Source organism: Pandoraea terrigena (assembly GCF_902459705.1).
Taxonomy (GTDB): domain Bacteria; phylum Pseudomonadota; class Gammaproteobacteria; order Burkholderiales; family Burkholderiaceae; genus Pandoraea; species Pandoraea terrigena.
In genome coordinates, this window is the sequence record NZ_CABPRU010000003.1 from 445,370 (window position 1) to 464,681 (window position 19,312).

Annotated in this window: 16 protein-coding genes and 1 pseudogene; 2 read left to right on the forward strand and 15 right to left on the reverse strand. The window is 59.6% G+C overall.

Annotation, left to right across the window (positions count from 1 at the left end; all coding sequences use genetic code 11):
• The first annotated feature begins 3 nt into the window (after positions 1-3).
• On the forward strand, positions 4-1,335 hold the full coding sequence (locus PTE31013_RS09665; protein ID WP_150612580.1) for an MFS transporter: 1,332 nt from the start codon (positions 4-6) through the stop codon (positions 1,333-1,335).
• A gap of 102 nt (positions 1,336-1,437) precedes the next feature.
• Here the strand turns inward: PTE31013_RS09665 and PTE31013_RS09670 are convergent, their stop codons facing one another.
• The 7 genes and pseudogenes from PTE31013_RS09670 to PTE31013_RS09700 form a co-directional block, all read right to left on the reverse strand.
• Positions 1,438-2,442, reverse strand: a complete 1,005-nt coding sequence (locus tag PTE31013_RS09670; RefSeq protein ID WP_150612581.1) for a PDR/VanB family oxidoreductase — start codon at positions 2,440-2,442, stop codon at positions 1,438-1,440.
• Between the two features lie 188 nt (positions 2,443-2,630).
• Positions 2,631-3,339: pseudogene (locus PTE31013_RS09675) on the reverse strand (transposase).
• 80 nt (positions 3,340-3,419) lie between these two features.
• The gene (locus PTE31013_RS09680) at positions 3,420-5,063 is read right to left on the reverse strand and encodes a GMC family oxidoreductase (protein ID WP_150612582.1); all 1,644 of its coding nucleotides are present in this window, start codon (positions 5,061-5,063) and stop codon (positions 3,420-3,422) included.
• A gap of 4 nt (positions 5,064-5,067) precedes the next feature.
• The gene (locus PTE31013_RS09685; RefSeq protein WP_150612583.1) at positions 5,068-6,564 is read right to left on the reverse strand and encodes an aldehyde dehydrogenase; all 1,497 of its coding nucleotides are present in this window, start codon (positions 6,562-6,564) and stop codon (positions 5,068-5,070) included.
• 79 nt (positions 6,565-6,643) lie between these two features.
• On the reverse strand, positions 6,644-7,777 hold the full coding sequence (locus PTE31013_RS09690; protein WP_246174187.1) for an OmpP1/FadL family transporter: 1,134 nt from the start codon (positions 7,775-7,777) through the stop codon (positions 6,644-6,646).
• Positions 7,778-7,883: 106 nt separating this feature from the next.
• Positions 7,884-8,846: a PDR/VanB family oxidoreductase gene (locus PTE31013_RS09695; protein ID WP_150612585.1), complete on the reverse strand. Its 963-nt coding sequence runs from the start codon at positions 8,844-8,846 to the stop codon at positions 7,884-7,886.
• Positions 8,847-9,006: 160 nt separating this feature from the next.
• Positions 9,007-10,329 carry a Rieske 2Fe-2S domain-containing protein gene (locus tag PTE31013_RS09700; RefSeq protein ID WP_150612586.1) on the reverse strand — a complete coding sequence of 441 codons (1,323 nt, stop codon included), beginning with the start codon at positions 10,327-10,329 and terminating at the stop codon, positions 9,007-9,009.
• A gap of 441 nt (positions 10,330-10,770) precedes the next feature.
• On the opposite strand from PTE31013_RS09700, the gene PTE31013_RS09705 reads away from it, so the two are divergent.
• The gene (locus PTE31013_RS09705; RefSeq protein ID WP_150612587.1) at positions 10,771-11,712 is read left to right on the forward strand and encodes a LysR family transcriptional regulator; all 942 of its coding nucleotides are present in this window, start codon (positions 10,771-10,773) and stop codon (positions 11,710-11,712) included.
• Between the two features lie 47 nt (positions 11,713-11,759).
• Here the strand turns inward: PTE31013_RS09705 and PTE31013_RS09710 are convergent, their stop codons facing one another.
• From PTE31013_RS09710 to PTE31013_RS09745, 8 genes are all read right to left on the reverse strand, one after another.
• Positions 11,760-12,929 (reverse strand): porin, encoded by a 1,170-nt coding sequence (locus PTE31013_RS09710; protein WP_150612588.1) that lies wholly within the window; start codon positions 12,927-12,929, stop codon positions 11,760-11,762.
• A 297-nt stretch (positions 12,930-13,226) separates the two neighbouring features.
• The gene (locus PTE31013_RS09715; RefSeq protein WP_150612589.1) at positions 13,227-14,180 is read right to left on the reverse strand and encodes a Gfo/Idh/MocA family oxidoreductase; all 954 of its coding nucleotides are present in this window, start codon (positions 14,178-14,180) and stop codon (positions 13,227-13,229) included.
• Positions 14,177-15,019 carry a class III extradiol dioxygenase subunit beta gene (locus tag PTE31013_RS09720; protein WP_150612590.1) on the reverse strand — a complete coding sequence of 281 codons (843 nt, stop codon included), beginning with the start codon at positions 15,017-15,019 and terminating at the stop codon, positions 14,177-14,179. The genes PTE31013_RS09715 and PTE31013_RS09720 overlap by 4 nt, the downstream gene beginning before the upstream one ends.
• Positions 15,012-15,419, reverse strand: coding sequence for a protocatechuate 4,5-dioxygenase subunit alpha (gene ligA / locus PTE31013_RS09725; RefSeq protein WP_150612591.1), 408 nt, complete (start codon positions 15,417-15,419; stop codon positions 15,012-15,014). Before ligA ends, PTE31013_RS09720 begins: the two co-directional genes overlap by 8 nt.
• A complete protein-coding gene (locus tag PTE31013_RS09730) occupies positions 15,419-16,333 on the reverse strand; it encodes an amidohydrolase family protein (protein ID WP_150612592.1) in 915 nt (304 codons plus the stop codon). The genes ligA and PTE31013_RS09730 overlap by 1 nt, the downstream gene beginning before the upstream one ends.
• Before the next feature lie 110 nt (positions 16,334-16,443).
• Positions 16,444-17,145, reverse strand: a complete 702-nt coding sequence (ligK, locus tag PTE31013_RS09735; protein ID WP_150612593.1) for a 4-carboxy-4-hydroxy-2-oxoadipate aldolase/oxaloacetate decarboxylase — start codon at positions 17,143-17,145, stop codon at positions 16,444-16,446.
• A 5-nt stretch (positions 17,146-17,150) separates the two neighbouring features.
• Positions 17,151-18,179, reverse strand: a complete 1,029-nt coding sequence (locus tag PTE31013_RS09740) for an amidohydrolase family protein (RefSeq protein ID WP_150612594.1) — start codon at positions 18,177-18,179, stop codon at positions 17,151-17,153.
• Positions 18,176-19,285 (reverse strand): 4-oxalomesaconate tautomerase, encoded by a 1,110-nt coding sequence (locus PTE31013_RS09745; RefSeq protein WP_150612595.1) that lies wholly within the window; start codon positions 19,283-19,285, stop codon positions 18,176-18,178. The genes PTE31013_RS09740 and PTE31013_RS09745 overlap by 4 nt, the downstream gene beginning before the upstream one ends.
• Positions 19,286-19,312 lie beyond the last annotated feature (27 nt).

A 19,312-nucleotide genomic window follows, 5' to 3' on the forward strand; every position in this document is an offset into this window, starting at 1 on the left:
GCAATGGAGAATCTTGTCGACGAGTACGCTGACGGCAGCAACAGCGCACAACCTGCCAGTGATACCACTTACGCAAAAGTGAAACGCCGCCTCCTGCCGTTCCTGTTCGTATGCTACGTCATCAACTTCATCGACCGGGTCAATATCAGCTTTGCACACCTCCAGTTCAAACAGGACCTGGGGTTGACCGACGCCTCGTACGGACTGGGCGTCGGGCTCTTCTTCATTGGTTACGTCCTGCTCGAAGTCCCCAGTAATCTCCTGCTGCAACGTATCGGCGCGCGCCGCACCATCGCCCGGATCATGATTTTGTGGGGTTTAATATCAGCAGGCATGATGTTCGTAAATACACCTACTGAATTCTATATCGCGCGAATTCTCCTCGGGGCGGCTGAAGCCGGATTCTTCCCCGGTGTCGTTCTTTACCTGACTTATTGGTTTCCCGCGTCTCAACGCGCTCGCGTAACGTCGATCCTCCTATCGGCGGTTGCCGTTTCCGGCATCGTCGGTGGTCCGGTCTCCGGATGGATTATGAGTCACATGAACGACATTCACGGGCTTCGTGGCTGGCAGTGGCTGTTTCTGCTGGAAGGCGTGCCGGCTGTCGGCGCGGGCGTGATCGCGCTCTTCTACTTGACTGATCGGCCATCTCAAGCACATTGGTTGACGAAGTCCGAATGCACATTCATTGAGGACAACCTCGCGGCAGACGAAAGAGCCAAAGGCCGTGTCGCTCCGCACTCGTTTGGCGCCGCATTGAAAGATCGGCGTGTATACATCGCGGCGCTTGGCTACATGGTTGTTCCATGGGCAGGGAGCGTTCTCAATTTTTGGGCCCCGTCCATCATCCTTCATTCCGGCATTACGAACGTCTTCCACGTGGGCCTTCTGTCAATGGTCCCCTTCCTGATCGGTGGATTGATGATGATCGTTATTGGCAACAGCTCGGACCGAACACTCGAACGCCGTTGGCACTTTGCCGGTTGCGCCTTCATCGCGGCCGTTGGCATTGCGTGTCTCCCCGCAGCTTCCAACAGTTGGGTGGCATCCATTGCGTTGCTCACGCTGTCAACAATTGGTTACCTTTCGGCGGTGTCGCTGTTCTGGACGATTCCCCCGGCCTACCTCTCGGGTCCCGCCGCGGCGGGTGGGATTGCTTTGGTAAGTTGTATTGGACAGGCAGGTGGTCTGATTGCTCCACTTGTGATCGGCAAGGTTAACCAACTTACGGGTAACATCGCGCTGGGGCTCTACGTCGTTGTCGCCGTCCTTCTTGCTGGCGCGGCATCTATCCTTCTTGGCATCCCCGCACATGCCTTGCGAGAACGCCACTAGTTTCAGAAGTCACCTTTAGAAAAGCCATCCTCCCGGTGCATCAAAAAAAACGGCGATGAGCAGATGCTCATCGCCGTTTTAACTTGATTTCCCCTCGGATTCTCAGAGATCAAGAACCAGTTCCGTCCCATTGCAACCTGAACAGCAAATCATCATTGATCGGTTGGCTTTGCGCTCGTCGGGACCCAAAACGCTGTCCCGATGATCCGGCTTTCCGCTGATGACACGCGTTTCGCAACTCCCACAGACGCCTTCCTTGCACGAGAACGCAACGTTCACTCCGTTCGCCAGCACTGCATCAAGAACAGTTTGTCCTTGTTCTACCTGAATTGTCTTGCCGGACTTGGATAGAACGACCGTGTAACCACCTTCGCTTGCCGATTCAACCGCTCCCGAAAACCGCTCCAGATGCACATGGGAGGACGGTCTATCCGCACAAGCCTCTACGAACGTGTCCAGCATGGAGCTGGGGCCGCAGCAATAGAGGTGAGCGTTGCTCGCCGACACCCCGACGCAGGCCGAAAAATCAACCTTGGCTTCTGCGATATCGTCGAAATGGCAATGTAGCGTGCCGCTACCACGCCTCGCCAACGCATCAAGAACGTCTACGTAGGCAGCGCGGTCCGCACTGCGCGAAAAGTAATGCATTTCCCACCGGCGACCAAGTGACGTCAGGCACTCAGCCATCGAAACGAGTGGCGTGACGCCAATACCCCCCGCAAACAGCACCGTCGACTCTGCAGATACATCCAGAGGGAAATGATTGCGTGGTTCGCTAATCCAGAGCATATCGCCATTCGCGAGCCCCCTGTGCATGAACTTTGACCCGCCCCGCGATGCGGGATCAAGGTTGACGGCTACCACGTAACGGTGTGACTCCGAGGTCGAATTGACGAGAGAATAGTGGCGAACAAGCTCATTTGGCAATGTGACCTCAATATGCGCGCCAGCGCTGAAGCGCGGCAACTCACGCGCCTCAACAGGTCTCAGGTCGAAGGACTTGATGCTCAATGCCTCGTTCTTGATGCTGTGCACGCGGACCAAAATGCCGGCACCTGATGTGTCACGAGTTTGGATTGACAACGGACTGGTTGTGGGCAAGGTCATTCGTTTTCACCAGAGTTATGTTTTTCGATACCCTGATCATATTTTTAATATCCGGTATCGAACAACAGCAGTCCCCTAATCAATTCAGAAATTCTCCTAATATAAGGTCGCGACCGCTTCGAAGGTAAGTGACCTCCCCCTGCGACGTCCCCCCGTATTCAGTAGCATCAGGCTTTAGAGTCCGGGGGTTAATGTAACGCTTTCTCGGCCAGTTTCCGGGCATAGGTTGCGGGTGTTAATCCGCCCAACGATTTCTTCGGTCGTTCCTCGTTGTATTCGCGCCGCCAGGCCTCGATTACGACCTTGGCGTGCGCCATGCTGGTGAACCAGTGTTCATTGAGGCATTCGTCCCGGAAACGCCCGTTGAACGATTCGATACCGCATACAGCCGCTCGACTCGCTTGTGATTCACCCACTGACCCGACTGCCGCAGCTTCAGATAAATCATGCCCGAACCGTAACGGCGATGCCGTTGAGCCAGCGCCACGATCTGCGCTCGCAAAGCCAAATTGCGGTCCGGGGCTGGCCGATACCGATAGGCGCTGGCGCTCATGCCGATGACCTGCAAGGCTCGGCGTTCGCTCAGGCCTCGCTCGGTCATGTGGCGCACCAGCTCTCGGCGTGATGGTGCGCTCACCACTTTTTTCGCAAGGCCTCGCGCGTGACCTCGTTCTCCAGCATTGACTCCGCCAGCAGCTTCTTCAGCCGGGCATTCTCGGCTTCCAATTCTTTCAGTCGCTTCGCGTCGGGCACGCTCATGCCGCCGAACTTGCTGCGCCACAGGTAATAGCTGGCCTCGGAGAACCCATGCTGGCGGCATAGATCCTTGATCGGGATGCCAGTCTCGGCCTCTCGCAAGAAGCCGATGATCTGCTCTTCGGTGAATCGCTTCTTCATGTCCAATCTCCTGACTACGTGATTGGACTCTAAATCGTCGCGCTACTCAAATCGGGGGAGACGTCGCAGCCCTCATGGTGTCACCCGGGCCGCGTTGCAAGCACACCGTCGCCGGTGGCGAGCGCCGCTGGGGTACGCAACATCATGATGTCGACTGCACGGTCCGCCACCGCCATCACGGTCGCGTTCGTGTTGGAACTGATAATCGACGGCATCATCGATGCGTCGAACACACGCAACCCGGTAACGCCCTTCACCTTGAGGTCCGGAGTCAAGACCGACTTGGGATCGCCGGGGCGCCCCATCCTGCACGTACCCACCGGATGGTAGTTCGATTCCGTGGTGCGCCGGATGTATTCGGAAAGTTCATCGTCGGAATTAAGCTGCGGCCCCGGTCCAACCTCCTGCCCGACAATCGACGCAAACGGTTCGAGCGCCGCAACGCCTCGAAGATACCGGATCGCTTGGACGAGTCTTGCCCTATCCTCGTCATCGCCGAGCCAGTTCGGACTCACGAGTGCATCGTCCGCAGGGTTTGCCGATGCAAGCCGTACGGTTCCGCGAGACCGCGGCCGCACCAGGTTGGCCATCAGCGTCATCCCGTAAGTCGGCCTCGGAGCCTGCGGATCCGGCCACATGACACCCACGCAATAGAGCTGCAGATCCGGTTCGCCATCGGAATCCTGCAGATTGACAAATGCCATGGTTTCCGCACCGTTCGACGCAATAGGGCCGTTGTGGAACGCAAGATATTGCAGTCCGTTCCATAGCGCACGCACGCCTCGATCCTCGCCGAAATAGCCGTGCTGCCCGTGCGTGGTCATCGACACAACCGCGACGTTGTGATCCTGCAGATGTTCGCCGACCCCCGGCGAATCGACTCGTACCTCCACGCCGTGCTCGCGCAGATGTGCCGCGGGACCGATGCCGGACAACATCAGGAGCTTCGGCGTCGCGAACGCGCCGGCGCACACGATCACCTCGGCCGAGGCCCGTGCCCGCACGCGCTTGCCGCCCACCGCATACTCCACGCCGACCGCGCGGGCGCCGTCGAACAGGATGCGTTGCACGTTGGCCTCCGTGATCATCGACAGAAGCGGATCGGATATGACCGGCGCGAGAAACGCGTCCACCGCGCTGCATCGTTGACCCCGGTGCGTGGTGGTCTGCATGTAACCCACCCCGCGCAAGCTTCCGGCATTGAAGTCCGTCGCAAACGGCAAGCCCTGGCGCTGCATCGCCCGCACAAACCGATCCGCCACGTCGGCCCTGTATAACGGATCCGACACCTTCAGCGGACCATCCGCACCGTGCGCTTCATTGTCGAGCCGCTGATTACCTTCCTGTTTGCGGAAATAGGGAACCAGTCCGTCCCATGACCAGCCGGTGTCGCCGGTTGCGGCGACCCAACGGTCATAGTCGGCGCGGGAGCCTCTTGTATAGGCCATCGCATTCACCGAACTGCCGCCGCCTACCACGTTGCCCTGAGGAATGGAAACCGTCCGACCGCCCAGCGACGGCTGGCGAGCCGACGCATAACGCTTGACATAGGGGCTGCCATTGAACAGCATCTTGAACGTGCCCGCCGGCATGCGGATAAGCGCGCTGTTCGCGGGTGGCCCCGCCTCAAGCAGCAACACCTTCGCTCCCCACTCGCGCACAAGCCGGCTCGCCGTCACGCAGCCGGCACTGCCGGCGCCAATCACGATGTAGTCGTAGTCCATCGTGTCACGCCTGCGTCCGGCGCGGTGCGTTGGCCGGAAGATAAATCGCCTGATCTTCAAGGAATGCGTTCAAGCCTTCGGGGCCGCCCTCTCTACCGAGCCCCGACTGCTTGAAGCCCCCGAATGGCACGTTGGGCGCCATCTCGAGTCCGTTGACCGAGACATTTCCAGCCCTGATCCGGCGCGCGGTCGCGTAAGCGCGCTCGACATCGCTCGAAAACACCGTGCCGCTCAAACCAAAGTCCGTGTTGTTCGCGAGCGCCACCGCATGATCGATGTCGTCGTAGGCGAGGATCGAAACGACCGGTCCGAAGATTTCCTCCCGGGCAATCGTCATGTCGGACGTTACGCCGGCAAACACCGTGGGCTCGACGAAGAACCCGGCATCAAATTGAGGATGCCGGCCGCCGCCCGTTGTGATCCGCGCCCCCTCCTTGCGTCCCGTTTCGATGTACCCCAACACACGATCGAGCTGGCGCTGGCTCGCGAGCGGTCCGATCTGCGTCGTCACGTCCCACGGATCACCCACCTTGAGGCAGCCGATCACGGCGCTGTATGCGTCGACGAACTCCTGCTCGCGACTGCGTGGAACCAGAATGCGGGTCTGTGCAAAGCAGATCTGCCCCGAGAACGGCATCGTGAATGGCGCCAGCGCAGCAAGTGTCGGATTCAGTTCCGCGTCGTCGAGAACGATGGCCGCAGATTTTCCGCCCAATTCGAGGGTCACTCGCGCCATGCGGTCCGCGCACATCTTCGCAATCACCTTGCCGGTCGCGGTGCTGCCGGTGAAACTGACCTTGTCGACTTCCCGCTTTGCCACCAGATGCGCCCCCCGCTCCGCGTCGGCCGTGATCACATTGAGCACGCCCGGTGGAAGTCCTGCCTCGTGCGCGCATTCCGCGACGACCAGCGCGTCGAACGGCGTTTCGGGCGGCGCCTTGATCACGACCGTACAGCCCGCCGCCAGCGCCGCGCCCAGCTTGTACGAGAGGATGGGAAGCTGCGCGTTCCACGGCGCGATCAGCGCCGTCACGCCGACGGGCTGGCGGATGATCCTCGCCTCGCCCGCTCGCGTCGGCCGGGTTTCCTGGAAAGCGAACGTCGACGCCAATTCAGCGTAGTAATCGAGCATCGCCGTCGCAGTCGGCACGAACATATCGGCAAACCAGACCGGCGCGCCGACTTCCGCCGTCCAGATACGCGACAGGGTCCTCATGCGCGAAGCGAGCGCCGTCGACATCCTGCGCAGGCACGCAGCCCGCTCGACGCCGGACATGCGCGGCCAGGGGCCCGTGTCGAATGCCGTTCGCGCGGCATCGACGGCTTTGTCGACATCCCCGGTATCTGCAAGCGGAACGCGGGCGAATGCGTGCCCCGTCGACGGCGCGACCAGCTTGACGGTTTCCCTGGCGCTGGGCAGCACCCATTGCCCATCGATGTAGAATCTTGATAGCACATTTCCATTCAGTTCGGATTGCGTATCAAACGGAAAAGTAGACATGAATGCTCCTGATGTTGGCGATTCCCTCGTACCGCGATTCGAGATGCCGTTTCAAAGACGTCGAATCCGGCTATACAGCCTAGAAGCTGTGCCCATAACTCACGCCCACGACCACGGTTCTGGTTCTCTCGCTGAATCCGGTGCTCGCGCCGTCGCCGGTCACCCTGACAGGGAATCCATATTCGAACACTCCGCTCACGTCGTCGGTCCGGTTGAACCGGTAGGTCGCACCGGCCGAAACCGAGGTCGAGACTGGCATCGCCGAAAGCAGGTTCTGGGCAACCACCGACGGTCCGATCGGATGGTTGCCGCGCGAAAAGCCCGCGCGCAATGTCCAGCGTGAGTTGACGTCCCACGCCGCGCCGATCCGGAAGAAGTCCTGGCTTTGCCAGCCGAATCCCTGCGACGACCCGATGACCGTATTGGAGAAATCGATATGCAGCCAGTCCGCTGCAAGCGTGACACCAGGGATGATCTTGTAGGCGATACCGGCGCCATACTGAGAACCGATGTCGATTCGCCCTCCGCCCGCCGCCAACAGGTCGTTGTCGTAACCGGACAACCGCCCCATTCTGATTCGGCTGGCGTAACTTGCACCGAAGGTGAATTCCGGCGTGGGCTGCCAGATATAACCGACCCGTGCGCCATAGCCGAACGCATTTGACACGCCGTGCGAAGGCAGCGGCTTGAGGGTTCCGTCTTGTGTGGGTACGATTGCGCCGTTCGCCGAGAAGCGCTCGTACGCGAGAGCGAGACTCACACCGATGATGTTGTGCTCCGTGACCCGATAAGTAACGGTCGGCGCGGCAATCACCGTCTGCAAACTCGATTGCGCAACGCCTGCGCCGGCAATCGGCAACGCGGGTCGACCATAACTCGTTCCCACGCCCACGCTAGACATCGACACACCCAGCGTCAATCGTGGCGTAATCTGCCAATTCGCACCGCCGTTGGGAACCGGATATACCTTGCCGGTATGGAGCTTATTGGCGTCGCTCCCGTAGTCGAAGTCGGTCAACGGTTCGAGTAACTGGATACCGAAGTCGACTCGCGATCCCACCAGCCCCATGCCGGCGGGGTTGTCGGCCGCCGCCGTACTGTCCTGTGGAAATGCGATCGAGGTTCCGGCCATCCCGGCGGACTTGACGCCGTTACCGCTGAGTCCGATTCCGTCGACTGCGTGCGCATATTTCGTGGGAAGTATCGCAAGCATACTTATTGCCAACACGTGCGCGCAGCCACCCCTGCGAAATCGCTTCGCCATTTTTTGTCTCCTGATATTTTTTATTGAGGCGCCGTCTCTGGCGAACGCCCTTGGTTTAAAGATCGATTACCAGCAACTTTGAACGCGAACGCGATACGCATATCGCCATGCAGTCACCACGCTCGTGCTCCTTCGCGGTGAGAAAATAGTCACGATGCTCGGGGCTTCCTTCCAGTACGTTCACCACGCAGGTTCCGCAGATGCCCTGCTCGCAAGAGGTTTCAATCTCCGTTCCATGTTCGCGGAGCACATCCACAATCGTCCGGTCCACCGGAATCGTGAAGGTCCTGTCGGATCGTGCGAGCCTCACGTCAAACGACGTTTGAGGTTCGGTATCCGACGCGACCCCTGCGGCGAAATATTCAAGGTGGACCGCGTCGTCGGGCCAGCCGTGACGCGCGGCGACCATGCGAACCGTGTCCATAAACGCTTGCGGTCCGCACAGGTACAGATGAGCGCCTTCGCGACGGTGGCGAAGCGCATCGTCCAGCGTCGTCTCGACGGCATCGCGATCCTGACCAAACAGCAGCTGGCACGAGTCGCCAAGCGGTCCGCCGTCCAACTCGTCGCGGAAGGCGGCGTGCGTTTCGGACCGGGTGAAATACAGCAGCTCGAAAGAATGTGCCTGATCGTGTAACAGCCGCGCCATGCTGATAATCGGCGTGATACCGATGCCGCCGGCCACGAGCAGACTGTGGCCAGATTCGGTGCTCATCTTGAAGTGATTGCGCGGCGCGGAGATGCTCAGTTCGCTGCCGACGTGTAGCGATTCATGGACGAACTCCGACCCGCCGCGCGATTCAACCTCACGCTTGACTGCAACCTCGTACACCGATGTGTCAGCGTACGATCCGCACAGCGAGTACTGTCGGGTGATGCCCTCGCCAAGATGCAAATCGATGTGCGAGCCAGGCTCCCACGCCGGCAACAGGGATCCGTCCAAGGGCGCCAGTCTCAGCAGGCGGATCCCTTCTGCAATGGTTTTGGCGGCGACTACTCGAACGGGAATGGTATTCATGGAAAGATACATCGGGAAAATTCGGGTCACACAATGACGAAGTCGTTGCGACAAAAATTGCCGTCACCTCGCCGGCGGTGCCGCCAACCACTCGCTGCTGGCGGCGCGTTCACGCTCATCCGGCAAACCGCATCGGTCGGCGAGACACGGCGGCGCGGCGTTACGCCGTAGGGGGTTGCAGCATGAACAGTTCCGCGGTCTCCGTGTAACCTGCGCAGTACGCTTCCTTCGAGTCGCCCCCGCGGATCTCCCCAGTGATTACGACCATGTCGCGGAAATCGTTATCCCGTGGCTGGCGAACCACGCCGCGAGGATCCTCGCCAGCGACGACAGCCTGTGCTGCCTCATCGAGCATCCGGCGCGCGCGCACGATGGCAATGTCGGAAGACGAAAGATGTTCGCCGCTCTGTTCATGGATCGTGCCTTGCGACTGGGTAATCGCGATGTCGTGCACCGAAAAGCATTCACCCAGGCCCAGATAAGCCTCGCGCTTCATTGATTCGCGATCCTGCGAATACAGGTCGTCCTTGGCGCGCCGCATGCGATCGCCTTCGGCCTTCTCCGATTCGTACTGCTTTTCGAGCGCGACCTTATCCAGCTTTCCGCTGCGATGAAAGATGAATTCCCAGCGCCAGTGATGTTCATCGTCGATAGGAACGTCCCACAGCATCGTGACACCACCGTCGCCCAGGTAGCCTTCGAATCCGCCAACCGCGCACGCGTTCGGCATCACAAAGTTTGTAATCCGAATCGATGATCGATCGGTACCTTCGATCTTGCGCAGCGTATACAACCTCACGCCGAAACGCGTGTCTTCTACAGCCAACTCAGGCCGGGCCTGGTTGGAAAACACTCCCCAGCGCGCTTGCATGTCCGCACTTGCCAGTTCGAGCTGATGCAGATAAGAGGTATGCACCGGATCGATATTGCCTTCGCTCGCCTGCATCCAGTTGCAATCGCCGCGCCAACGCGTCGTGTAGCGATATTCGCTACCACCGGCAAGCGCGGGATAGTTCGGGAAGAGTGGCGGCTCGCCGGGGCCCATGTACGCCCAGAATGCGCCCCCTGCCTCGTGGATCGGATAGGACTTCATCCGGATACGGTCCTTGGCAGTCGGTGAGGCTTCGGCCGGCTGATCCAGGCAGCGGCCGTTCACATCGAATAGCCAGCCGTGATAGGGGCAACGAATGCCGCCGGCCTCAATGCGACCCAGCGCGAGGTCAGTGCAGCGGTGCGCGCACTTCCGGTCAATCAGACCGACCTGCCCCTCGTCATCTCGGAATAACACGAGGTCCTCACCCATGATGCGGATTGGCTGTGGCGCCGCACCGGGCGACAACGAATCGCTCAATGCGACCGGCTGCCAGTAACGTCGAAGCAATTCGCCTGCCGGCGTGCCTGCGTTGGTCTGTGTCAGGTACTGGTAACGATCCGCTCCGCGTGGACGCGGCTTAATCGTGATCGGATGTGTGGAGGTTTCCATGATGTCTCCTATATTCTGTTCAAAGGACAAATTGAAAAAACATCGGCGTTAGCGGCTGGGACTAACCGGGACCGGCAGTATCTATGCGCCGTCATCAGCACTCAGTTGACGCGGACCGCCAGACAGAAGCGGGAGTGCCAGCACGACTACCGCGGCGGCGGCATCACCAACGATCAGCCTCCGCATCAATCCGTCCGAGCCCAACATGCCGATAGATCCTTCGAATAGCGCGTTGAGCGGCGTTCCCGCGAGGCAAGTCGTAAACGAACAGAGCAGGCCCCGCCAGATAACAGGGCGACCGCGCAGCCGAACTCCGACCCGTTGCTGCAAATCCATTGTTTGTCCACTCGATGCCAATGAGTGTTACGATATATTGATATCTGATTAAGAAAAATCGCAATTTCAACATATCTGTTATGTACATTTGGTAGGATTTGGCTCATGGAAATCAAGCAGCTCCAGCACTTCTCCCGCATCGCCGAGACAGGCAACCTGACCCGGGCTGCCAGCGTTCTCGGTCTGACCCAGGCGGCCCTGAGCCGCCAGGTTGCGCAGCTCGAGGCGGAACTCGGCACCGAGCTATTCCGGCGCAATGGGCGCGGGCTCGTTCTGACCGATGCGGGTCAACGGCTGCTCGATCATGTGCCCATCATCCTGCGTCAGATCGCATTGGCCGAGCGCGCTGTGCGAGGGAGTGTCGGACCCGTACGCGGCACGCTGGTACTCGGCTTGCCGCCGAGCCTGGCACGCACGGTCGTGGTGCCGCTGATCGATGCATTTCGCGAGCAACTGCCTGAAGTGACGCTGCGCACAGTTGACGGCTTATCGGCGAATCTGGTTGAAATGGTCGGGATCGGTAAGCTCGATTGCGCGGTGGTCTACAACCAGCCGCCGGGTGATGCCATCGAATTGCGTCTGCTGGCCGACGAGGATCTTTATCTCGTCTCAAGCGTCGCGACCACTCGTGCCGGAAAGGCGCTGCCGCGGTCGCTGACACTCGTGGAATTGGCTACGCTGCCGCTGGTGACAGCGGGTACTACGAACGCTGTGCACGCGGCTCTTGCAAGCGCCATGGCGTCGCTCGGCCTGCAGCCACAGGTCGTGCACGAGATCGAAAATCTCACCGCGATCCTCGATCTGGTCCGCAAGGGCTACGGGAGTTCGGTGATTCCGCTAAGCGGAGTGCACTCGTGCATCGGCGACCCAAAGTTGCGACTGCATCGCATCCGCAAACCGCTTCTGCGATGCAGCCTTTCGGTTGCGACGCCTGCGCGCGCGCTTCAAGACCCGCTGATCGGGCAAGGCACCTCGTTGGTGCGCGAAGTCGTGCGACAGCAGCTAGTGCAATTCCATGCGGACGTCGAGAAAGCCATAGACGCATGATTCAAAATCAGGTCCGGCGTTTCGGACCTGGGCGTACCCGCTAATTGCTAGAAGCGTTGTTGAACACCGAACAGAACGCCGGTCTGCTTCGCGCCCGCCACCGTGAAATATCCCGCGCCAACCGCATATGACGCCCGACTATTGTTCTGCATGAAGCCGAGCATCGTATAGATGGAAGTTCGTTTCGACAAAAGATATGTTGCGCGCATCACGTAGTAGTTGGCGTTCTTTTGATCCGTCGTGGTAATTCTCGAAATCTCGCCGTCCAGTTCCACGTCCGGCGCAACCATGTACGACGCGCCGATGTAAAAGATGTTCGTCTGGTAATCCATCGTTGCAGCCGTCATTCGATGGATCGCGCCGCCGCGAAACGACAGGTCCCCGAGTTGAGCGTAACCGCTCACCATATATCGCGTGGTCTTCTGGCTTGCGCTGGAAAGTAACAGCGGCATCGACGGATCGAAAGATACGCTGCCGGGCAACGCTCCAGGTCCACCGCGCAGCTCATCATAAACAAGCTGCAGACCAAATTCTGGCCCCCAATACCCGGCCAGTGCCGTAATCTGTCGGCATGATGTCGGACTTCCTGCAACACTTCCCGGGCAATTGGTAGCCCCTGGGTTATACGTCGCCCCGCCATTCACCGCAGCGCTTCCTGCGCTGCTCTGGGCATCACGGCCGGTGCTATAGGTGGCCCCCATCACGAAATGATGGAAATCATTGAAGTAACTGAGTGTGTTGTCGGAACGGCTGTTCGGCAAATACGGATCCAGCGCCGCCAACGAGTACAGAGCCGGCCCCAAGACCGTCGACTTCATCAACGCGACATACGTCATGTTGATCTGACGTCCCACGCGAACCGTGCCATACGGCGATTCGATTCCTACCCACGCAGACCGGCCAAAAATGCGATTACCGTTCTGAAGCGTGCCGGAATTCGGCGCAAAGCCGCTCTCCAGTTCGAAAATTGCACTCAGCCCGGAGCCAAGGTCCTCCTTACCGCGCAATCCCCATCGTGAGGGCAGCGCGCTGGAGAGCGACGTCATCCGGATAGCCGAACCGGGCGCACTCGTTTGCCCCGGCGCCGTGGCCGCGTGGCTCTCCCAATCCACGCCGGTGTCAATCAGGCCATAGAGCGTCACACCGCCTTGTGCATGGGCGTGAACAGAGGCCAGCAGCGCAGTTGCGACCACCGTCCCGTTAAGAACCCTTTTCATGTCTCCAACCCTTATAAGAATATTTTTATGCTTCCATGACTTCCGACTTCTGAGTCGTGCGTCACCTACCCGTGAAAAAAGGCAGATTCATTGGCCTGATCAATCGTCATCTGTCGTGCGAGAATTTCCGGCGGGTTTGTATAATTTATGTTCGCCATACTGACTATCACCTCTCACTGACGTGATTTACTGCATTCAAATAACGGCACTCGATAAATTCTCCGATTTTCGTCATTGATTTGTCGGGGCCATCACTCGCACTGATGACTCCCCCACTACAATCGCTGACTGGAGCGTTCAGCCCAGTTGTTGCGCGAGCTGTTGCAGGACCCGATAGCAGGGGAGCACACTTGCCACGCTCGCATTCGGTTCGCGGCGCTCGCGGATTGCCGCAACGAATTCACGATCCTGCCGTGCTACACCGCTCAATGAACCCTCAGGCAGGTCGAGTTCAACGGCCTCCCCCATGCCGTTGGTCAATGCGTCATAGCGCGCGATGTAGGTCGGACCGTCGCCGATATAGCGAAAGGTCGATCCCAGTGGTCCGTCGTTGTTGAAACTCAACGACAACGTACACAACGCGCCGCCGCGGCTCTTGAGCTGGATTGACATGTCCAGCGCAATTCCCAGCTTCGGATGGAGCGGCCCCTGTAAGACATTGGCCGCGATCACCTCCTCGCCTGTTTGATACTGAAACAGGTCTATCGTATGCGCCGCGTGATGCCACAGCAGGTGATCCGTCCAGCTTCGCGGCTGACCGAGCGCATTCGTGTTGATCCGGCGCAGAAAATGCGTCTGAACATCGAGCTGACGCAACGAAAACTCGCCGACAACGATACGTTCATGTAGCCACTGGTGCCCAGAATTGAAACGTCGCGTATGCCCACACATTGCAATCAGCCCCGTACGCTGCTGCCATGATCGGACCGCCTCGGCGTCGTCGATGGATTCTGCCAGGGGAATTTCGACTTGCACGTGCTTGCCGGCCCGCAGACAAGCGATAGCCTGCGCTGCGTGTAATGGTGTTGGCGTACACAGGATCACCGCATCTATGTCGGAGCGGGCTAGCACCTCGTCTAGTTCGATACCGGCCTGCGCGATCCCATGGCGGCCGGCAATCTCGCGCGTCTGTTGCAAATTCCTACCCACGAGCGACACCACTTCCGCGTCGCCCAAGCTCGCAATCGCGTCCAGATGCTGAACCCCGAAAGCGCCGGCGCCGACCACGGCGATCCTGAGCGGCTTTGTCACGCGTCCTCCAATACCAGCAGGCCGTATGCCGTGTTCGATGCAGGCACGTGATAGAAACGATGAACCTCACGCACGCTTTCGTTCATCGCGCCGCGCATGATGAGCCACATGATGATCTCGAGCCCCTCGGATCCGGCCTCGCGCAACAGTTCGGCATGTCCGATCTTGGTGAGCGACAGTGGATTACTCACCATGCCGTCGAGCCAATGCTGATCGTACGGCGCATTGATCAGTCCGGCACGCTCGCCTTGCAATTGATGTGACATACCTCCGGTCCCGATCACCGCGACCTTGATGTCGGGTCCATATGAATCGATCGCCCGCCGGAGCGCCTGTCCGAGCTTGAAGCAGCGCAAGGCAGTCGGTTGAGGGTACTGAATCACGTTGACGCACAACGGGATCACACGGCAAGGCCACTGATCCGGCTGACCGAACATCAGCGACAACGGCACCGTGAGACCGTGATCAACCGACATCTCGCCGACCATCGCCACATCGAACTCGTCATTCAATATCAGCGATTCGGTCAAATGCCATGCCAACGCCGGGTCGCCCTCGCACGCAGGTACGGGTCGCGGGCCATATCCCTCGTCGTGTGGCGGAAACTGGTCCGCCACACCGATTGCGAATGTGGGCGTCATATCGAGCCCGAATCGCGATGCGTGATCGTTATAAACAACGATCACCACATCTGGTTTGACCGCGTCGATCCATTCGCGAGCCGGCTTCACTCCATCGAACAGAGGTTGCCAATAGGGTTCCTGAGTCTTGCCATGATCAATGGCCGCGCCGATGGACGGCACATGCGACGTACCCACACCTCCAGCAAACTTAGCCACGGGACCATTCCTCCACGCTGCGATTGCCGTCGATTGAGCGCCCGCCGGCGATCATCATTGCGCGGAATTCGTCCACCGACATCCCATTGGACGACATGGCCGCCCCCACGTGTTGCATTGTCAGACCGTCCAGGATGGCAAGCTTGAATGTGTAGTAAATGTTCCCGCCCAAACGCAACATCCCAAGCCAGTCGCGCTCAAGCACTGCGCGGCGTTGGTCGCCACTCAGCTTGAACCTGTCGAGGTATTGCGGGGAATCGGCCCGGAAGGCCGCACGATTGCTCTCCTGGTCCAGCGACTTGCAGAACATGTTCAACGCGTATCCCTTATGGTTATGTTCTCCATCGAACACGTAGGTGCCGGGGATCTTGCGATAGTCACGCGCGGTTGTCGTATGCATTATTTCCCCCAGTACAAACGCAAAGGATTGTCGACCAGCAACTTGCGTTGAAGCGCGGACGTGGTGGCAATACGAGGGATAAAGTCCACCAGCAATCCATCATCTGGCATGTGATTCTTCAGGTTTGGGTGCGGCCAGTCGGTGCCCCACAGCACGCGATCCGGGAACGTTTCGACCAGGCGTCGAGCGAACGGTACTACGTCGTGATAGGCATCTCGTTCACCGTCCAGGGCCGGTTTCCCGGACACGGAGAGCCGCTCGGGACAACTGACCTTGGACCAGACATTGGGATGCTCGCGCATGAATCTCACGAGCAACTCGAACTCCGGCCCGTCCACGGGCTTCGAGACATCAGGGCGCCCCATGTGGTCGATCACCAGTGCCGTCGGCAAGCCGGTGAAAAAGTCCCACAACTCGGGGAGATCGACAGCCTCGAAGTACACAACGATGTGCCAGTCCAGTTTGGCAACACGGTGCGCAATCTCGATCAATTCCTCTCTGGGCGTAAAGTCGACCAGACGCTTGACGAAATTGAAGCGCACGCCACGTATGCCTGCGGCGTGCAACTCGTGCAGTTGCTGATCGCTCACATCGCGCCTGACGGTCGCGACACCGCGTGCCCTACCGCCGGAACTGACGCAGGCGTCGACCAGCGCGCGATTGTCCGCGCCGTGACACGTCGCCTGCACGATCACGTTGCGCTCAAAGCCCAGATGATCGCGGAGCGCGAAAAGTTGCTCCTTTCCCGCATCGCACGGGGTGTACTTGCGCTCTGGCGCATAGGGAAAGCGCGCGGCAGGACCGAAAACATGGCAGTGCGCATCCACCGAGCCGGACGGCAACTGGAAGCGCGGTTTGGAAGGGCCCTGGTACCAGTCCAGCCAGCCGGGTGTCTTGGGGAAATGCTCGCTCATCTGCTATCTCGTACTATCTCGGGTTATTTTTTGGCTCAACTTACGCACGATCTTCAATGCCGATACATCTGTGTGGAAAAGCACCACACGGGGTCATCGCGCAATCAAGTTCAGTCGATGTACCTGAGCCCTGCTCGCGCCAGCGGCTCGCGCATCGAGTACATGTCCAGTCCAAGCACCCCCGCGGCCAGCTTCTGCCGTTTCTCCGCTTCGTTGGCCTCGCGACTGGCCGCGGCATCGGCGACTTTCCGCGCGAGTGCGACCGGGACCACCACGACACCGTCATCGTCCGCAATCACCACGTCGCCCGGGTTCACCAGCGCGCCGGCACACACGACCGGGATATTCACTGAGCCGATCGTCGCCTTGATCGTCCCTTTGGCGCTGACCGCCTTCGAGAACACAGGAAACTGCATGGCAGTCAGGTCCTTGACATCGCGGCATCCGCCGTCGATAACGAGGCCCACCGCCCCCCGCGCGCGGAAGCTGGTGGCCAATAGGTCGCCAAAAAATCCATCGGTGTTGTCCGCCGTTACCGCGGCGATGACAATGTCGCCCGGCTGAATCTGCTCGGCCACCACATGCATCATCCAGTTGTCGCCCGGATGCAGCAGCACGGTCACGGCGGTGCCGCACGCGTACGCGCCGGCATAGACCGGGCGCAAATAGGTCTTCATCAGACCCATGCGGCCCATCGCCTCGTGAATGGTTGCGACGCCGAAGCCTGAAAGTTGCTTGACCACGGCTTCGTCAGCGCGAACGATGTTGCGCTTGACTACGCCAAGCGAATTACCAAGGTGGGTATCGGTCATGGTGCTCACAGTCCCTTTCGTTTCAGCGCTGCGTCGAGGCGCGGATAAACTCGCCGCGCATTGCCTTCGTAGACCTTGTGCCGGTCTTCCGGCGACAGATTGGCCGAGGCGTCGATATATCGCCGGGTGTCGTCATAATAGAAATCGGTCTCGGGGTCGATGCCGCGTACCGCACCGATCATCTCGCTGGCAAACAGGATGTTGTCGACCGGTATTACCTTCGTCAGCAGATCGATGCCTGGCTGGTGATAGACACAGGTGTCGAAGAAGATGTTGTTGAGCAAGTGCTCTTTCAGCAGAGGCTTCTTCAATTCCTGCGCGAGTCCGCGAAAGCGCCCCCAGTGGTACGGAACCGCGCCGCCGCCGTGTGGGATCACGAACTTCAACTCGGGGAAATCCTTGAACAGATCCGAGGTCAGGAACTGCATGAACGCTGTTGTGTCGGCATTCAGATAATGCGCGCCCGTGGTGTGGAAGCAGGCATTACAACTGGTCGAAACGTGCACCATCGCCGGGATGTCGAATTCGACCATCTTCTCGTAGATCGGATACCAGTGACGATCCGACAGCGGCGGCGAAGTCCAATGACCGCCCGAAGGATCCGGGTTCAGGTTGATGCCAACGAAACCGTACTCCTTGACGCAGCGCTCCAGTTCCGGGATACACGTCTTCGGATCGACGCCTGGCGACTGCGGCAGCATCGCGGCGCCGATGAAGTTATCCGGGAACAGCTGCGAGACCCGATAACAAAGCTCATTGCAAATCGCCGCCCACGTCGCGCTGGTCTCGAAGTTGCCGACGTGATGTGCCATGAAACTGGCACGTGGGGAGAAAATCGTCAGATCACTACCCCGCTCCTGCATTTTTTTAAGCTGGTTAGCGGCAATGGATTCACGAAGTTCGTCGTCGCTGATGTCCAGCTCGGCAACCTTCGGTTGTTGCGCCGGGTCTGTCAACCCGGCGATCTGGCGGTTGCGCCATGCTTCCAGCGCCTTGGGCGCTGTCGTGTAATGGCCATGACAATCGATGATCACGCTGGCTCTCCTCCCGTAAATGCAAAATTACTCACCATGACCTCGCCGCGCATGATCAATCGCGCGGTTCGCAGCAGCGCTGCACGCTTTACTGTCTGAGGACTGGCTGGATCGATCTCCAACTCGACGCTGAATTCACCCGATGGATGTTCGACCGAGATCGGCTTGATTACGCCTTGCGGCACCGATGCCAGTCCCTGCGCAACGCTGCCTTCGAGCACGCAGGCGGTGGCGACGGTCACCGCTGCCAGCACGCCAATCGCGTCGTGGCACACATGCGGGATGAAACAGCGTGTCGCCAGGCTCCCGCCCGCAGCCGGCGCCGCAATCAGGCACATCTTTGGATAGGTTTTTGTCGTCACGTCGCCGAGGCCCATCAATTGGCCGCAACGCAAACGAAGTGCTTCGAGCGTGGACTTCAGCGGAGTATCGGCATTCAGTTCGGCCACCGACTCCCGGCCGGTGCGGCCCACGGCGTCGGCGCGCAGCAGCACCATGGGCATGCCGTTGTCGATACAGGTGACGTCAATGGCCGACGTCGCGTCCATCTGAACACGATCGCTCACATGCCCCGTTGGCAACAAACCGGAACAAACCGAGCCCGCCGTATCGAGGAAATTGATCGAGATTGGCGCTGCCGTGCCGGGCACGCCGTCAATACGTGCGTCCCCGTCGTAACGCAGTCGGCCACCCGGCGTCTGCACGCTGATGTCGCATGCCATGTTGGTGTTTCGTGTCAGGACGCGCAACGTCGTGACGTCGCCCTGCGGCATCGCCAGACCGGTTTCCAATGCGAACGGCACGACCGCCGCAAGCATGTTCCCGCAATTAGGCGTGGTGTCGACCGCGTCGCTGTCCGGCTGCAGTTGCGCGAACAGGAACTCGAGATCGATGCCCACCCGGCTGCTTCGGCTCACGATCCCGACCTTGCTGGTCAGCGGGTGCGCTCCACCCAGACCGTCAATCTGGCGCCGGTCGGGCGACCCCATCACGTTGAGCAGGATACGGTCGCGCGCGGCCACATCGGCCGGGAGATCGGTCGCGTTAAAGAATGGACCACGCGACGTGCCTCCGCGCATGAACAGACAGGATATCGGGTGTTGCATGGACTTTATCCACCTGGCTCCGTTGAT

Excerpts from the sequence above, each read along its gene's own strand:
- PTE31013_RS09665 (WP_150612580.1), top strand. The coding sequence starts at position 4 with ATGGAGAATCTTGTCGACGAGTACGCTGACGGCAGCAACAGCGCACAA.
- PTE31013_RS09670 (WP_150612581.1), bottom strand. The coding sequence starts at position 2,442 with ATGACCTTGCCCACAACCAGTCCGTTGTCAATCCAAACTCGTGACACA.
- PTE31013_RS09680 (WP_150612582.1), bottom strand. The coding sequence starts at position 5,063 with ATGGACTACGACTACATCGTGATTGGCGCCGGCAGTGCCGGCTGCGTG.
- PTE31013_RS09685 (WP_150612583.1), bottom strand. The coding sequence starts at position 6,564 with ATGTCTACTTTTCCGTTTGATACGCAATCCGAACTGAATGGAAATGTG.
- PTE31013_RS09690 (WP_246174187.1), bottom strand. The coding sequence starts at position 7,777 with ATGCTTGCGATACTTCCCACGAAATATGCGCACGCAGTCGACGGAATC.
- PTE31013_RS09695 (WP_150612585.1), bottom strand. The coding sequence starts at position 8,846 with ATGAATACCATTCCCGTTCGAGTAGTCGCCGCCAAAACCATTGCAGAA.
- PTE31013_RS09700 (WP_150612586.1), bottom strand. The coding sequence starts at position 10,329 with ATGGAAACCTCCACACATCCGATCACGATTAAGCCGCGTCCACGCGGA.
- PTE31013_RS09705 (WP_150612587.1), top strand. The coding sequence starts at position 10,771 with ATGGAAATCAAGCAGCTCCAGCACTTCTCCCGCATCGCCGAGACAGGC.
- PTE31013_RS09710 (WP_150612588.1), bottom strand. The coding sequence starts at position 12,929 with ATGAAAAGGGTTCTTAACGGGACGGTGGTCGCAACTGCGCTGCTGGCC.
- ligA (WP_150612591.1), bottom strand. The coding sequence starts at position 15,419 with ATGCATACGACAACCGCGCGTGACTATCGCAAGATCCCCGGCACCTAC.
- PTE31013_RS09730 (WP_150612592.1), bottom strand. The coding sequence starts at position 16,333 with ATGAGCGAGCATTTCCCCAAGACACCCGGCTGGCTGGACTGGTACCAG.
- ligK (WP_150612593.1), bottom strand. The coding sequence starts at position 17,145 with ATGACCGATACCCACCTTGGTAATTCGCTTGGCGTAGTCAAGCGCAAC.
- PTE31013_RS09745 (WP_150612595.1), bottom strand. The coding sequence starts at position 19,285 with ATGCAACACCCGATATCCTGTCTGTTCATGCGCGGAGGCACGTCGCGT.